This is a genomic window from Pseudomonas sp. 22526 (assembly GCF_052044735.1).
Classification (GTDB): domain Bacteria; phylum Pseudomonadota; class Gammaproteobacteria; order Pseudomonadales; family Pseudomonadaceae; genus Aquipseudomonas; species Aquipseudomonas piscium.
Genome location: NZ_JBQENK010000013.1, coordinates 105,409 through 120,805 on the forward strand (window position 1 = coordinate 105,409; position 15,397 = coordinate 120,805).

The following is a 15,397-nucleotide window of genomic DNA, read 5'->3' on the forward strand; positions in this document are numbered from 1 at the left end:
CGATAAGGCCTCAAGGCCGATATAAATGCGCATGCCCCGCGCGATACAACGACGATTCGCTGAAACTGTCCGTGGCCAGCACCCGGCCCACCAGAATCAACGCCGTGCGCCGAAACCCCTTGGCCTGGACCTTTTCGGCAATGTCCGCCAGCGTGCCCAGAACCCAGTCCTGATCCGGCCAGGTCGCCCGGTGCACCACGGCGATCGGGCAGTCGGCGCCGTAGTGGGGCAACAGCTCGGCGACAATCTTCTGCAGATGGTTGACCCCCAGGTGAATCGCCATGGTGGTGCCATGGGCGGCCAGGCTGGCGAACTCTTCGCCGGCGGGCATCGAGGTCTTGTCGGCATAACGGGTCAGGATCAGGCTCTGGGCGACGTCCGGCAGGGTCAGCTCGGCCCCCAGCAAGGCCGCGCAGGCTGCGGTGGCGGTCACGCCGGGGATGATCTCGAAGGGAATGCCCAGCTCGCGCAGGCAGCGAATCTGCTCGCCGATGGCGCCGTACAGGCTCGGATCACCGGAGTGTACCCGGGCCACGTCCTGGCCTTTGGCATGGGCACCCTTGATCAGCTCGATGATCTGTTCCAGGTGCAGTTCGGCGCTGTTGACCAGCTGTTCGGCGCTATGGCCCTGCAGCACCGCTTCGGGCACCAGGGAGCCGGCATAGATGATGACCGGGCAGCTGTGGATCAGCCGCTGGCCCTTGACGGTGATCAGTTCCGGGTCGCCGGGACCTGCGCCGATAAAAAAGACGGTCATGGCGTTCTCCTGTGAAAAAAGGGGCGAGGCAACCTCACAGATGAAGATTGCTCATGATCAGTGGCGGGGATTATCGAAGATTTACCCGCAGCAGGCCAAGGCGAGGGTTGCCTGGGCGTTTTTCTGCCGCAGGACAAGCAGCTTTGCCGGGCCTTGGGCCAGGTGTTCGGCCAGGGCCAGGGCGGCACTTTCGGCGACCCCGTAGCAGCCGGAGTGCTCGTAGGCGATCTGCGAGCGATGGCTGAGTTGCAGCACATAAGGCGTCAACTGGCGGCTGCTGAAACAGGTCAGGGGCAGGCCCAATTGCGCGGCCAGGGCCAGCAGTCCGGGTTCCTCGTGTTTCAGGTCGATGCTGGCCAACGCCTTGATCTGCCCGAGGTCGATGCGGTGGGCGCTCAGGGTCTGGTCGAGCAGGGCGCGCAGGGTTTCCGCCGGGCAGCCCCGCTGGCAGCCCAGGCCGACCACCAGGGTCGGCGCTGTGCTGGCTGCCGTCATGCCGAGTACTGATCGTCGCTCTTGCGGCGGAACAGCCAGGCGCTGATCAGGCCCAGGGCCAGCCAGAACGCGGCGTTGGTCAGCTGCGAAGCGATCTTGAACTGCGCTTCCAGTGCTTGCGGCGCGAGCATCGAATGCACTTCCGGCTGTGGCGCGCCGATGATGTGCGGCACGGCGAGGATGGCCACGCCCAGCACTTTCAGCAGCCAGTGGCGAGCGAAGACGATCAGGGCAATGCCGACCGCGGTGGAAGCGGCGGTGCCGACCCACCAGATCTGCCGTTGCCCCAGGTCCGCGGCGGCGGTGCCCGGCAGTTCGGGCGGCAGGCCGAGGGTCGGCGCCAGGCAGAAGGTGGCATAACCGGCCAGGCCCCAGAGCAGGCCCTGGGAAGTACGGTTCGGCGCACGCAGGGTGTAGAGGCCGGCGAGCATCAGGGCGAACCCCACGGCGACCACCAGGTTGCCGCCGGTGGTGGACAGCACGCGCTGCCAGCCGTCTTCCGGCTCCCAGGCTTCGGCGTCGTGGCTGTGGGCGGCGGTGCCGGCGGCATGCTCATGCACTGCTTCATGCTGGGCGGCCGGGGCTTTCTCGTAGGTTTCCGCCTCCAGGATCAGTGGCGCGACCCAGAAGCTTTGCAGCAGGGTCAGCAACAGGGCCGCCAGCAACCCGGTGAAACCCGCGGTTTGCGCGATACGCTTGATCATCTCGGCAGGTCTCAGTGGCAAGGGAAGGCGGCGCTGTGACGGGTATCGTGGGCGGCGTTGTGCACCGCTTCGATATGGGAGAAACCGGCGAAATACACCAGGCACGCACCGAGGACCGAGGCGCCGATGGCGGCGACCAGGCGTTGGCTCAGGGTGGCGGTGGTGCTGCTGGAGTGGCTGGTGCTGCTGATGATCGACATGGCGCTTCCCTCTGGTGTGTCAGCGGGTGAATCGAGCGCAGCAAAACCCCGCGAGACGGGCTCGCGGGGAATTAACAGCGCCCGCCCACCGCGGGTTTGTTATGACTGTGCAGCGGGCCGGTCTCCGGGCTCGCGAGGGGCGGGGCTTGCGCCACGCCTGCAAGAATCGCCTTCCCATGCCGGACTGCTGGCACAGTGGATCTGATTCTTCGCTCGCTTACCGTTGCGGGGGCAGCACCGGACTGATCAAGGCTTTTGGCCTGTGACGCACCGGTTTCCCGTTTCACCCTGTGAAGGGCACCCGTAACAAGGCGTGTAGGAGAGCATGGGCGAGGGAGGGGCGTCAATTGGCAGGGGTTCTCGTTTTCGAGCGCGATTCGCGGAGCTTCGCGCTGCACGGACATTGACCGCCCCCCAAGCACTGCGTAGCCTTGCGCTCTCGAGGTTCTTCGGCGTCTGCCGAAGCTAAGAAGGGAACGCGGTCCAAGCCGCGGCTGCCCCCGCAACTGTAAACGGTGATGAACGATGCAAGGCCACTGCCAGGCGGCGGGAAGGCGCATCGTTCGCCAGTCCAACGACCGGCGCGCCGTCAGCCAGGAGACCTGCCTCGGACCAGATTCTCACTACAACCGGGCGGGGTGATCCGGTGGCGAACTCTTCCGTGCACCTGCCTGCGCGGTTCTCGTCCCGTATGCCCGCCACCTTGCCAAAGGGCATCCGATGAAAACACTGGCCAAACTTCCCGTCACCATCGTTACCGGCTTCCTCGGCTCGGGCAAAACCACCTTGCTGCGGCATATGCTGGACAACGCCCAGGGCCGCCGCATCGCGGTGATCGTCAACGAGTTCGGCGAACTGGGCATCGACGGCGAGATCCTCAAGCAGTGCGCCATCGGTTGCACCGAGGAAGAGGCCAGCGGCCGCGTCTACGAACTGGCCAACGGCTGCCTGTGCTGCACCGTGCAGGAAGAGTTCTTCCCGGTGATGCGCGAGCTGGTGGCCCGTCGCGACGACCTCGACCATATCCTCATCGAAACCTCCGGCCTGGCCCTGCCAAAACCCCTGGTCCAGGCGTTCCAGTGGCCGGAAATCCGCAGCGCCTGCACCGTCGACGCGGTGATCACTGTGGTCGACAGCCCGGCCGTGGCCGCTGGCACCTTCGCCGCCTTCCCGGATCAGGTGGACGCCCAGCGCAAGCTCGACCCGAACCTCGACCATGAGTCGCCGCTGCATGAGCTGTTCGCCGACCAGCTGTCCAGCGCCGACCTGGTGATCCTCAACAAGGCCGACCTGATCAGCCCGGAAGACCTGGCCAAGGTACGCCTGGAAGTCGCCGAGGAACTGCCGCCGGCGGTGAAAGTCATCGAAGCCAGCAGCGGTCGCCTGCCGTTGGACGTGCTGCTGGGCCTGGGCAAGGGTTCGGAAGAGCACATCGACGGCCGCCACAGCCATCACGATCACCACCATGATGGTGACGACCACGATGACCACGATCACGACGCCTTCGATTCCATCTCCATCGAACTGCCACAGGCCGACGAAAGCCTGCTGCTGGACGCCCTGACCCAACTGGTGGTGCAGCACGGCATCCTGCGGGTCAAGGGTTTCGCGGCGATCCCCAACAAGCCGATGCGCCTGTTGATCCAGGGCGTGGGTACCCGCTTCGACAAGCACTTCGACCGCCAGTGGAGCGCCGACGAAGCCCGCACCACGCGCCTGGTGCTGATCGGCCAGGAACTGGACGCTACCCTGCTCGAAGCGCAATTGCGCGCCGCCCTCAGCGTGTAAGCCATGCACCTGCTCAGGACCCAGCCCGGCGGTTTCGTGTCGGATGACAACATTGCCGACCTTGGACAAACCCCCGCCGAGCTGGTGATCCTGTGCAGCGGCGACTCCAGTCTGGCGCTGCTGGCCGAAGCGGCGCAGCAACTGCCAGAGGACTACCCGAGCTTTCGCCTGGCCAACCCGATGCAGGTGCAGAACCACGCCTCGGTCGACCTGTATGTCGACCAGGTGCTGCGCCACGCCAAGGTGATCCTGATTTCCCTGCACGGTGGCATCGCCTATTGGCGGTATGGCATCGAGCAACTGGTGCAGTTGGCGCAACGCGGCGTGCAGCTGATCCTGGTGCCGGGCGACGATCGGCCGGACCCGGAACTGAGCGACCTGAGCACGGTGCCCGCCGCCGACCGCGATCGCCTCTGGCACTTCCTGCGCCAGGGCGGCATGGGCAATGCGCTGAACCTGTACCGCTGCCTGGCCAGCGGCTGGCTGGGGCGCGACTACTACTGGTCCGAGCCGCAGACCCTGCCGCGCACGGCGATCTATCACCCGAACAAAAGCAGCGCCGCCCTCGGCGATTGGCAAGCCGACTGGCGGGCCGGCCAGCCTGTGGCGGCGCTGCTGTTCTACCGCTCGCATTTGCAGGCGGCCAACACCGCCTTTATCGATGAGTTCTGCCGGCGCTTGCAGGCGGCGGGCCTGAACCCGCTGCCGATCGCCCTGGCCAGCCTGAAGGAGCCCGGTTGCCTGGCGCTGGTCGAGGACCTGCTGGATGAAGTGCGGGCGGGAGTGATCCTCAACACCACCGGTTTTGCCCAGTCCAGCCCGGAGGCGCCGCACCTGCGGCCGTTCCGCCGCGATATCCCGGTGATCCAGGCCATCTGCGCCCAGGACAACGAACCCGGCTGGCGCGCCAGCGAGCAGGGCCTGGGCCCGCGGGACCTGGCGATGCACATCGCCTTGCCGGAACTGGACGGGCGCATCATCAGCCGGCCCATCAGCTTCAAGGACCTGGCCTGGCGCAGCGAGCGCAGCCAGTCGGACGTGGTCTGCTACCGCTCGGCCCCCGAGCGCATGGATTTTGTCGCCGAACTGGCGCGGCGCTGGATCGATCTGGCCCGGCTGCCCAATGGCGAAAAACGCATCGCCCTGATCCTCGCCAACTACCCGACCCGCGATGGCCGCATCGGCAACGGCGTGGGCCTGGACACGCCGGCGGCGGCGCTGAATATCCTGCGTGCCCTGCAGACCGAGGGTTACCCACTGCCGGCCGAGCTGCCGGACAGCGGGACGGCGCTGATCCAGCAATTGCTCGGCGGGGTCAGCAACGATCTGGACAGCCTCGACCTGCGCCCGTGCCAGCAAAGCCTGGCGCTGGACGAGTACCAGGCCATGTTCGACGCGCTGCCCGAAGCCAACCGCCGGGCGGTGCTCGAACGCTGGGGCGGGCCGGAAAACGACCCGATGTTCCGCAGCGGGCGGCTGATGATCGCTGGCCTGCGTTTTGGCCTGACCTTCGTCGGCATCCAGCCGGCGCGCGGTTATCAGGTCGACCCGAGCGCGGTCTATCACGACCCGGACCTGGTGCCGCCCCACGCTTACCTGGCGTTCTATTTCTGGCTGCGCCGGACCTACGGCGCCCATGGGCTGATCCATGTCGGCAAGCACGGCAACCTGGAATGGCTGCCGGGCAAGGGCGTCGGCCTGTCCGAAAACTGCTGGCCGGACCTGCTGCTGGGGCCGCTGCCGAACATCTATCCCTTCATCGTCAACGACCCGGGCGAGGGCGCCCAGGCCAAGCGCCGGACCCAGGCGGTGATCATCGACCACCTGATGCCGCCGCTGACCCGCGCCGAAACCTACGGCCCGTTGCGCGACCTGGAACTGCTGGCCGACGAGTACTACGAAGCGCAACTGCTCGACCCGCGCCGTGCCCGCGAGTTGCAGAAGGACATTCTCAAGCTGGTGCGGGTGACCCGGATCGACCGCGAACTGCAGCTGGACGGGCAGCTTGACAGCGAGGCCGACGCCGCGCTCTGGCTGCCACGGCTGGATACCTACCTGTGCGACCTGAAGGAGTCGCAGATCCGCGACGGCCTGCATGTGTTCGGCGAGTCGCCCGTGGGCCGCCTGCGCATCGATACCTTGCTGGCCCTGCTGCGGATTCCCCGTGGCGATGGTCGGGGCGCGCAGTCGAGCCTGTTGCGGGCCCTGGCCAAGGCCTTCGAGCTGGGTTTCGATCCGCTGGATTGCGCCCTGGCCGAACCCTGGAGCGGCCGCCGGCCGCAGGTCTTGCAGGACATCAGCGGGCAGCTGTGGCGCACCGCCGGCGATACCCGCGAACGCCTGGAGTTGTTCGCCGGGCAGTTGATCGAAGCCGCGTTGTCGGGTGAAGTCGCGCAACTGAACGAGCCCGGCTGGAGCGAGGTCAAGGCGATCATCGAGAGCCTGCGCGAGGTGGTGGCGCCGCGCCTGGATGCCTGCGGCCCGGCAGAGATGGGCGGTTTGCTGGATGCCCTGGGCGGACGTTTCGTGCCGGCTGGGCCCAGCGGCGCACCGAGCCGCGGACGCCTGGATGTGCTGCCCACCGGGCGCAATTTCTACTCGGTGGACGTGCGCAACCTGCCGACCACCACCGCCTGGCGCATCGGTTTCCAGTCGGCCAACCTGATCCTCGAACGGCACTTGCAGGACCATGGTGACCACCTGCGTCAGCTCGGCCTGTCGGTGTGGGGCACGGCGAGCATGCGCACCGGCGGCGACGATATCGCCCAGGCCATGGCGCTGATGGGCGTGCGTCCGGTGTGGGCCACCGGCAGCCAGCGGGTCGACGACTTCGAGATCCTGCCGCTGAGCCTGCTGGACCGCCCGCGGGTGGACGTGACCCTGCGGGTGTCCGGGTTCTTCCGCGATGCCTTCGCCAACCTGATCCGCCTGTTCGACGCCGCCGTGCAGGCGGTGGCCGCGCTGGACGAGCCGGACGACCTCAACCCGCTGGCGGCCAAGGTTCGCGCCGAGCGCGAAGCGCTGCTGCAGTCCGGCCTGGATGCCGAGGCCGCGCAGCGCCAGGCCGGCTGGCGGATCTTCGGCGCCAAGCCCGGGGCCTATGGTGCGGGCGTGCAGGGGGCTATCGACGGTCGCCTGTGGCAGAGTCGCGAGGACCTGGCCGAGGTCTACCTGAACTGGGGCGGCTACGCCTATGGCGGCTCCGACGAAGGCACCGCGGCCCGCGGCCAGTTCGCCCAGCGCCTGAGCCAGGTGCAGGCGGTGCTGCAGAACCAGGACAACCGCGAACACGACCTGCTGGATTCCAACGACTACTACCAGTTCCAGGGTGGCATGCTCGCGGCGGTGGAAAGCCTCAGTGGCACCAAGGCCGCCAGTTACCATGGCGACCACAGCCAGCCGGACCTGCCGAAAATCCGCAGCCTCAAGGAGGAGCTGAACCGGGTGGTCCGCTCTCGCGCGGCCAACCCGAAGTGGATCGAAGGGGTGAAGCGCCACGGCTACAAGGGCGCCTTTGAAATGGCCGCCACCCTGGATAATCTGTTCGCCTTCGACGCCACCACCGAACTGATCGACGATCACCAGTACGCCTTGCTGGCCGACGCCTATCTGCTGGACCCGGCGACCCGCGAATTTATCCGGCAGCACAACCCCCACGCGTTGCGCGATATGACCGAGCGCCTGCTCGAGGCCCAGCAGCGCGGTATGTGGCAGGAGCCCGGCGAGTACCGCGAGGCCCTGGAAAACCTGTTGCTGGATATAGAAGAAGATGGCTGACGCGCGCGAGGACTGCGTCCTCGATCGCGGGNTTCTGTAGGAGCGAGGCTTGCCCGCGATGAGGGCCTCCCAGCCAATACCTGACTCGACCGAACCGAGAACTGATATGACCGATACCCCACATTTCCCGCTGTCCGCCGTGGTCGGCGCCGATGACCTGAAACTGGCGCTGTGCCTGACGGCCATCGACCCGAAAATCGGCGGGGTGTTGATCGAGGGGCCGCGGGGCATGGCCAAGTCGACCCTGGCCCGCGGCCTGGCGGACCTGCTGGCGAGCGGGCAGTTCGTCACCTTGCCCCTGGGTGCGACCGAGGAACGCCTGGTGGGCACCCTGGACCTGGACGCGGCCCTGGGCGAAGGCCGGGCGCAGTTTTCCCCGGGGGTGCTGGCCAAGGCCGATGGTGGTGTGCTCTACGTCGACGAGGTGAACCTGCTGCCGGACCATCTGGTGGACCTGCTGCTGGACGTGGCCGCCAGCGGCACCAACCTGATCGAGCGCGATGGTATTTCCCACCGGCATTCGGCCAGGTTCGTGCTGATCGGCACCATGAACCCGGAGGAGGGCGAGCTGCGTCCGCAACTGCTGGACCGCTTTGGCCTGAATGTCGCCCTGAGCGGCCAGACGCCGCCCACTGAGCGGGGGCAGATCATTCGCCGGCGCCTGGATTTCGACAGCGATCCCCAGGGCTTCTGCCAGCAGTGGGCCGCCGAGCAGGAGGCGCTGCGCCAGCGCTGCCAGCAGGCGCGGCTGTTGCTGGCGGAGATTGCCCTGGACGATCAAGCGCTGGAGCGAATCACCGAGCGCTGTTTCGCCGCCGGCGTCGACGGCCTGCGCGCGGACCTGGTCTGGCTGCGTGCCGCCCGTGCTCATGCGGCCTGGCGCGGTGCCAGGGCCATCGAGGAGCAGGACATAGACGCAGTGGCCGAATTCGCCCTGCGCCATCGCCGTCGCGACAACCCGCCGAGCGCGGCCCATCAGCCGCAGCCATCTCAAGCACCATCCCCGGCCCACTCCAGCCCCGCCGAAGGCCAGGGCCAATGGGGCGAGCTGCCGGCCCAGGCGCTGGCCACCGGCGCCCGACGCGAAGTGCCGAGCTGGCCAAAAAAGCCCTAGGCATTCGCCCCCGGTCCGACGCGGGGGCGAATGCCAAACCCCGCGCCGGGCGGTTGGACAAGGGCAGGCAAGGCCGGGCCCGCGCAGCTGCCCATGGCTCGATCAACTGGCCGGGCACCTTGCTCAACGGCCGGCCTCGTCAGCGCGACGAATTGTTGTGGCACCTGCGCAGCCGTTCGCCCCATGAACTGTGGCTGGTGATAGTCGATGCGTCGGCCTCGACCCGCCGCCATCAGGCGCTGAGCGATGCCAAGGGTTTGTTGGCCCAGCTGTTCGACGATGCCTACCGACAGCGCGCGCGCCTGGCCTTGCTGACCGCCAGCGGCCGCGCGCCGAACTGGCAGGTGCAGGGGCTCAAGGCCTCGAAGGATCTGCGCGACTGGCTCGATGGGCTGGGAGCGGGTGGCGGCACACCGTTACTGGCGGCCCTGGTCGAGGCGGGGCAGTGGCTGGTCTCCCGGCAAAAACGTTACCCAGCCGAGCAGCAGCGGGTGCTGCTGCTCACCGACGGCCGGCTGAAAAGCCTGCCGCCCCTGGCGCGCCTGGGGTGCCCGACCCTGCTGGTCGATATCGAACGCGGGCCGATCCGCCTCGGCCGCGCCCGCGAACTGGCGCAGCAGCTGGATGCTCAATACCAGCATATCGACGACCCTTCGCAGCCCTAGCTTCTGTAGGAGCGAGGCTTGCCCGCGATGGCGTTTTACCTGACCCACCGCAGCGCCTGCATCGCGCGCAAGCTGCGCTCCTACAGGTTTGGCGGGTATCTATTCGGCCATCGCCCGGCGGTACTGGCGCGTGCGCCTGGCGCTGTACAACTGGTCGAGCAGCAGCGCCAGCCAGGGACGTACTTGAGGTTTGGGCGCGCGCCCGCGGCTCAGGCGATGCATCTGCAGGCGGACGATGGCCATGGTCGCCAGGGAGGCCAGGGTCTTGCGTTTCCAGCGTAACGGCGGCAGTTGCGGGTGGCTCTGCTGGCCGCTGCGCCAGAGCCGGGGCAAGGCCGGTTCGAGGGCCAGGGCGGTGGCGATGCCGGCCATCGCAATGCCGCTGTCCAGCACCTGCTGCACCACTGGCAGGCGGCGGATGCCGCCGGTGACCATCACCGGCATCTGCGCCACGGGCGCCAGTCCGCTGGCCATTTCGATGAAGTAGGCTTCGCGCGCCAGGGTCCGGCCGTCGCGCACCTCGCCCTGCATGGCCGGGGACTCGTAGCTGCCCCCGGACAGCTCCAGCAGGTCCACCGGCAGGGCGTTGAGCAGCTCGATGACCTGGCGCGCGTCGCCGGCATCGAAGCCGCCGCGCTGGAAGTCTGCGGAGTTGAGCTTGACCGAGACGCAGAAGGTCGCGGAAACCCGTTCACGCACGGCCTTGACCACCTCCACCAGCATCCGCGCGCGGTTCTCCAGCGAGCCGCCCCATTGGTCGGTGCGGCGGTTGGTCAATGGCGAGAGGAACTGGCTGATCAGGTAGCCGTGGGCGGCGTGGATCTGCACCCCGGTAAAGCCGGCCTGTTCGGCCAGCCAGGCGCTGTTGGCGAAGCGCTGGATGACCTCGGCGATGTCCTCTTCGCTCATGGGCTTGGGTTCGGCGAAGAGTTTCGAGAACTGCCCCATGTCCAGGGCCACTGCCGATGGCGCCAGGGCCTGCTGGCCGAGATTGGCCATGGTCTGGCGCCCGGGGTGATTGAGCTGCATCCAGAACTGCGCACCCTTGGCGCGGCCGGCGCGGGCCCACTGGTGGAATTGCTCCAGGTGCTGCTGGTCCTCCAGGGCCACGCCGCCGGGGCCGGTCATCGCGCGGCGGTCGATCATCACGTTGCCGGTGAGGATCAGCCCGGCCTCACCCTCGGCCCAGGCCTGGTAGAGCCGGATCAACGCCGCGGAGGGCGCCTGCTGGCGGTCGGCGAGGTTCTCCTCCATCGCTGCCTTGGCGATGCGATTGCCGATCGTCTGGCCGTTGGGCAAATTCAAGGCTTGAAAGGGTGACATGCTTGACTCCTCATCAGTGGAGGCCTGAGGCTAAGCTTAAAGTTAAGTTTAATGTCAAGCGGGTTTACGAGGCTGAAAATGAACATTGGCGAATTGGCACAACTCAGCGGACTGGCGGCATCGCGCATCCGTTTTTACGAAGCCCAGGGCCTGCTGCCCCAGGTCCAGCGCCAGGCCAACGGCTACCGCCGTTACCCACCGCAGATCCTGCAGACCCTGAAGATCATCCAGTGCGCCCAGCAGGCCGGGTTCAGCCTGGACGAACTCAAGCAACTGCTGCCGGGCTGCGAGTCGAGTGACATTGACCATCAGGCCTTGCTGCAAAGCCTCGAGCGCAAGGTCGGGCAGATCGAAGAAATGCAGCAGCACCTGGCCCAGAGCAAGGCGCAACTGCTGGAGATCATCGACAGCATCCGCGAGCGTCCGGAAGGCATGGACTGTTCCGAGAATGCCGAGCGGGTTATGGCGTCGATCAAGGGTGGGAAGTCCTGAGCCGGTCTGCCTTTGCGGGCGCTGAAAACAATTTGGGCGACCGTTGCGGTCGCCCAAAGGCTGTTTCAGATTGGCAGGCCGAACGGCTTACTGCGGCGTGTCATCGCCTTTGCCTCGAACCTTGCCGGATTGGTCCAGCAGTACTGGGGTTGCTAGCAGGCCATCGTGATGCGATGCGCGATTGCGGTGCGAGTGGATCAGCTGGCGGATCAGGGCGATTGCCACACCGAGCATCAGGCCCAATACCAGTGACAGCATGACGACCAGAACTGGCTTCGGCTTGATCGGGCTCACCGGTTGCAAGGCCTTGCGATCGATGGTGACCAGCTTCAGCCGGTCCATATCGATGTTCAGGTTGCGCAGGCGAGCTACTTCAGCCCTGAGCGGAAAGACGTCCTTCAGGAAAATGTCTTCGTTGGAGCGCTTGTTCAGTTCCTGCACCTGGCGGTTGACCTGCAGCATCTGCAGCTCCTTACCGATTTCGGCGATACGTTTCTCAGTGAAATCGTCAGTGGTACGTTTCTGTAAGGCCGCGCGTTCCGCCTCGAGGGTTTCGTAACCCATGAAGTACAGCGGGATCTTCTGAGTATTGACCTCGGTGCGCATGACCTGGGCGGATCCAGCGTGGGTTGCGTCAGACATCGAGGATGGCGTGGTCGGAGTGCGGATGCCCATCGATTTGGCGATGGAGATCGCTTCGGCCAGCTCAGCCAGACGATCTTTACGCCGTTCTTTCAACTGCCCGCGTAATGCCTTGAGTTCATCCTCGAGCTGTGCACGGCGAATATTGTCGCTTTCGAGCAAGGTCGCGATTTTCGATTCCTTGTCGGTTTCATAGTTGGAGCGTGCCGCGGCAATCTTGCCTTTGAGTTCATTGAGCCGGTTATTGACGATGACCTTGAGGTCGGCGCCGATGCGTTCACGTTCAGCATCGATGGCGTACTCGACAAAACCATTGAGGATCGCTACCCCGTTTATATCCTTGGGATATTGCATTTCCAGCTTGATGTAACTGCTCAGAGCGTTGGTTACCTTCGGATCCGGCAGGATCAGATTGATCGAGTCGCGGTTGAAGTCCTCGAAGCTTTGTTCGAGTGTTTGTCCCGGGCGCTTGAAGGCCTGGAACAGATCCTGGTGCGAGCGGAAGAACTCCAGTCGTGTTTCATAGGACTCAAGTGCTGCGCCGACCTTGGACAAGGCATCTGCGGGTGGCAGTTTGTAGACTTCCGAGCGATTGAGGGCATCGAGCTCATTCAGTGCAGCAGGGCGTAACACGCTGCTGACCTCATATACGCGGGGAGCCAAGATCGCATAAGCCAGACCGGCCAGCGTTACCGCTACGGCACAGCCAATTACCAGCTTCTTTTGCTGCCAGACGGATTGGAACAATGCAAACAGGTCAATTTCATCCGCGTCAGCATTCATCTGAGGCCGGGGAACAATATTCAAAATCAGCACACCTCTAATTCATGTGAATCCTAACCCCGTCATGCCGTACTCCTGCCGGTGTATGCATGCCGAGCTGCCCCCGTGATGAGGCTCCTTGCCGGTGGACGCCACTCGTTGCCAGAAAAAACCATGAAACAGGGGCTGTTTTCTTGCGGGAGATAGTTGGCAGGCCACTTTCCGAGGCGAACCCGGAAATGGCTGTTTTGATGCCGAGCGCCGATTTAACGTAACTCTTGAATCCTGTAGGCACTTTGCCATTGACGATGCTGAAGACGTTAAGTGGGCGAATATTACAGGAATGCTCGGGAGGATAAATATATGAATTTAACCCTACCTTCATATTCGCCTTTATCTATTGCCGTTCGGGTAGCAAAGCGGCCTGTTTCCCATATGGAAGTTTATCGATGCCCCATAAGAGGGCGGGTAGGCTTACAAGTTGTGAGTATTTATCTAATAGCCTGGCAGTTGTCCTCAAAAGAACGGGGCTATAGAACATCCTGAGGGTTTATTGGGACCGGGCAGGTCATGACCAGCCTGATACAGAGTTGCCGCACCTTGGACCTGAGAAGATGCGGCGAACCCCATGAGTCTTTACTCCACCCTCAGCGTCAAGGGGCGCGGCTGCGGGATGGGATTGCGCATCAGCGTGCCCACCGTCACTGCCGCCAGCAATGCCAGGAGGCCGGCCACCCAGAGCACCACGCCGAAGCCGTCGACGAAGGCCTGGCGGGCCAACGGCTCGACCAGCCCTTTCGCGGAGTCGGGCAGCAGCGCCAGGGCCGCGGGCATGTCACCGGCCACCACCCGTGAGGCGATGGCCTGGGCCTGGTCGAGCCATGGCGCGGCGCTCTCGTTCAGGCTGGCTTGCAAGCGTTGCTGGGTATGGCTGCCGAGCAGGGCGCCGAACACGCCGATGGCCAGCATGATGGCGCTGAAGCGCATGGTGGTGCTCAAGCCCGAGGCCATGCCGGCGCGGTCGCGGGGCACGCAGGCCATGATGTTTTTCTGCGTGTCGCCGTTGAGCAGGCCGGCGCCGGCGCCGGTCACCGCGATGGCCAGGGCGAAGTTCAGGTAGCCGCCAGCCTGCACGGCCCAGGCCGCGAGCAGATTGCCGCACCCGACCAGGGTCAGGCCGGCGGCCATCAGGGTCGCCGGGGCATAACGCGTCGCCAGGCGCACGCCGATGCGCGGGCAGATCAGCATGGTCAGGGCAAACGGCAGCATGCCCAGCCCCGAGGCGATGGCCGAGAAACCCAGGCCGTTCTGCAGGTAGAAGGGCAGCAGGGTCATCATCACCTGGGCGCAGCCGGCGTAGGCGAACATCCCCAGCAGGGCACCGATGAAGCGCGGATGGCGGAACAGCTGCAGGTCGACCATCGGCCGGTGCTGCATCCGCTCGATCAGCACGAACAGCCCGAGCAAGGCCACGCCGGCCAACAGCCGGGTGTAGGTCAGCGAGTGGTTCCAGCCGATGCGATTGGCTTCGATCAGGCCCCAGATCAGGCACAGCAGGCTGGCGCTGAAGGCCAGGCTGCCCCAGGGATCGAGGCGCGCGGCCTGGGTGTCGCGGGATTCCGGTATCGCGCGCAACACCATCAGCACCAGCAGCCCGCCCACCGGCAGGTTGAGGTAGAAGATCCAGCGCCAGCCGATGAACTCGGTGATCAGGCCGCCGATGGTTGGCGCGGCGGTCATCGCCACGCCCATGCAGGCTCCCCAGAACGCCCAGGCCTTGGCCCGTTCGACCTCGTCATGAAAGGTGTGGCCGATGGTGGCCAGGGCCGAGGTCAGCAGCAAGGCCGCGCCGACGCCCTTGATCGCCCGGGCAATATCGAGCAACAGCACGTTGGGCGCGGCGCCGCAGCCGAGGGAGGCGAGGATGAACAGCCCGAGGCCGCAGAGCAGGGTGCGCTTGCGCCCGAAGCGGTCGGCCAGGCTGCCGGCCGGCAGCAGCAGGGCGGCGAAGGCCAGCATGTAGGCGCTGACCACCCATTCGATATCGGCGAAGTTGGCCCCCAGGTCGCGGGCGATGCTCGGCAGGGTCACCGCGACAATGTTGGTGTCGAGCACGATCAGCGAACACACTCCAGAGGCGGTAAGCAGGGTCAGGCGCGGGCTGGCTGGCCTCATGGCAGCACCCGTTGACCCAGCGCGGCCAGGGCGGCCTGGGCGATTTCATCGTCGTGGGCCGGGGTGTCGGCGCTGATGCCGATGGCGCCGATCACCTGGCCGTCGACGCGGATCGGTTGCGCGCCTTTCATCATCAGCAGGCCCGAAGTGATGGCCGCCTGGCGCCCGCCGTTGATCGCGTTTTCCAGGTCGCCGGAAGGGCGCTTGAACAGCGCCGAAGTGCGTGCCTTGCCCTGGGCCAGTTCAATGCCGGCCACCACCGGCGCCCCGTCCATGCGCGCGCTGAGTATCGGCCAGCCGCCGTCGTCGACGATCGCCACGGCGCAGGGCCAGCCCTTGGCCGAGGCGGTTTCCTGGGCGGCCTTGAGCAGTTGCTGGGCGGTGGCGAAATTCAGGATTGCCTTCTGGGCAACGTCGACGTTTTTCTCGGCGGCGAAAGTCGCGGGCACGCTGCAGCAAGTGATCAGGGCCAGAAACAGAGGTTTGACGTGCATGGCTTGGGC

Annotated in this window: 13 protein-coding genes and 2 riboswitches; of the genes, 5 read left to right on the top strand and 8 right to left on the bottom strand. The window is 65.7% G+C overall.

All coding sequences use genetic code 11. The features are described 5' to 3' along the window. Positions 1-10 precede the first annotated feature (10 nt). From cobM to ACTJKT_RS20250, 4 genes are all read right to left on the bottom strand, one after another. On the bottom strand, positions 11-757 hold the full coding sequence (cobM, locus tag ACTJKT_RS20235) for a precorrin-4 C(11)-methyltransferase (RefSeq protein WP_440788310.1): 747 nt from the start codon (positions 755-757) through the stop codon (positions 11-13). Between the two features lie 81 nt (positions 758-838). Next, positions 839-1,252 (bottom strand): cobalamin biosynthesis protein, encoded by a 414-nt coding sequence (locus ACTJKT_RS20240; protein WP_440788311.1) that lies wholly within the window; start codon positions 1,250-1,252, stop codon positions 839-841. Continuing rightward, positions 1,249-1,956 carry a CbtA family protein gene (locus ACTJKT_RS20245; RefSeq protein WP_440788312.1) on the bottom strand — a complete coding sequence of 236 codons (708 nt, stop codon included), beginning with the start codon at positions 1,954-1,956 and terminating at the stop codon, positions 1,249-1,251. The genes ACTJKT_RS20240 and ACTJKT_RS20245 overlap by 4 nt, the downstream gene beginning before the upstream one ends. Before the next feature lie 11 nt (positions 1,957-1,967). After that, positions 1,968-2,156, bottom strand: coding sequence for a CbtB domain-containing protein (locus ACTJKT_RS20250; protein WP_440788313.1), 189 nt, complete (start codon positions 2,154-2,156; stop codon positions 1,968-1,970). Between the two features lie 98 nt (positions 2,157-2,254). Beyond that, positions 2,255-2,476: riboswitch (cobalamin riboswitch) on the bottom strand. A 105-nt stretch (positions 2,477-2,581) separates the two neighbouring features. Next, a riboswitch (cobalamin riboswitch) is annotated at positions 2,582-2,780 on the top strand. A gap of 96 nt (positions 2,781-2,876) precedes the next feature. Here ACTJKT_RS20250 and cobW point away from each other — a divergent pair. The 4 genes from cobW (at position 2,877) to ACTJKT_RS20270 (ending at position 9,500) form a co-directional block, all read left to right on the top strand. Continuing rightward, entirely contained in the window at positions 2,877-3,944 is a 1,068-nt protein-coding gene (cobW, locus tag ACTJKT_RS20255) for a cobalamin biosynthesis protein CobW (protein WP_440788314.1), read from the top strand. Between the two features lie 3 nt (positions 3,945-3,947). Then, positions 3,948-7,721 carry a cobaltochelatase subunit CobN gene (gene cobN / locus ACTJKT_RS20260; RefSeq protein WP_440788315.1) on the top strand — a complete coding sequence of 1,258 codons (3,774 nt, stop codon included), beginning with the start codon at positions 3,948-3,950 and terminating at the stop codon, positions 7,719-7,721. A 106-nt stretch (positions 7,722-7,827) separates the two neighbouring features. After that, a complete protein-coding gene (locus tag ACTJKT_RS20265; protein ID WP_440788316.1) occupies positions 7,828-8,835 on the top strand; it encodes an ATP-binding protein in 1,008 nt (335 codons plus the stop codon). A gap of 53 nt (positions 8,836-8,888) precedes the next feature. Beyond that, entirely contained in the window at positions 8,889-9,500 is a 612-nt protein-coding gene (locus tag ACTJKT_RS20270; RefSeq protein WP_440788317.1) for a vWA domain-containing protein, read from the top strand. 99 nt (positions 9,501-9,599) lie between these two features. Here ACTJKT_RS20270 and ACTJKT_RS20275 read toward each other — a convergent pair whose 3' ends face one another. Next, a complete protein-coding gene (locus ACTJKT_RS20275; protein WP_440788318.1) occupies positions 9,600-10,823 on the bottom strand; it encodes an NADH:flavin oxidoreductase/NADH oxidase family protein in 1,224 nt (407 codons plus the stop codon). A 78-nt stretch (positions 10,824-10,901) separates the two neighbouring features. On the opposite strand from ACTJKT_RS20275, the gene ACTJKT_RS20280 reads away from it, so the two are divergent. Next, the gene (locus ACTJKT_RS20280; RefSeq protein ID WP_440788319.1) at positions 10,902-11,315 is read left to right on the top strand and encodes a MerR family transcriptional regulator; all 414 of its coding nucleotides are present in this window, start codon (positions 10,902-10,904) and stop codon (positions 11,313-11,315) included. An 87-nt stretch (positions 11,316-11,402) separates the two neighbouring features. Here the strand turns inward: ACTJKT_RS20280 and ACTJKT_RS20285 are convergent, their stop codons facing one another. From ACTJKT_RS20285 to ACTJKT_RS20295, 3 genes are all read right to left on the bottom strand, one after another. Continuing rightward, positions 11,403-12,764, bottom strand: coding sequence for a Wzz/FepE/Etk N-terminal domain-containing protein (locus ACTJKT_RS20285; protein WP_440788372.1), 1,362 nt, complete (start codon positions 12,762-12,764; stop codon positions 11,403-11,405). A 591-nt stretch (positions 12,765-13,355) separates the two neighbouring features. Continuing rightward, positions 13,356-14,894, bottom strand: a complete 1,539-nt coding sequence (locus ACTJKT_RS20290; RefSeq protein ID WP_440788320.1) for an MFS transporter — start codon at positions 14,892-14,894, stop codon at positions 13,356-13,358. Continuing rightward, a complete protein-coding gene (locus ACTJKT_RS20295; protein ID WP_440788321.1) occupies positions 14,891-15,388 on the bottom strand; it encodes a GlcG/HbpS family heme-binding protein in 498 nt (165 codons plus the stop codon). The genes ACTJKT_RS20290 and ACTJKT_RS20295 overlap by 4 nt, the downstream gene beginning before the upstream one ends. Positions 15,389-15,397 lie beyond the last annotated feature (9 nt).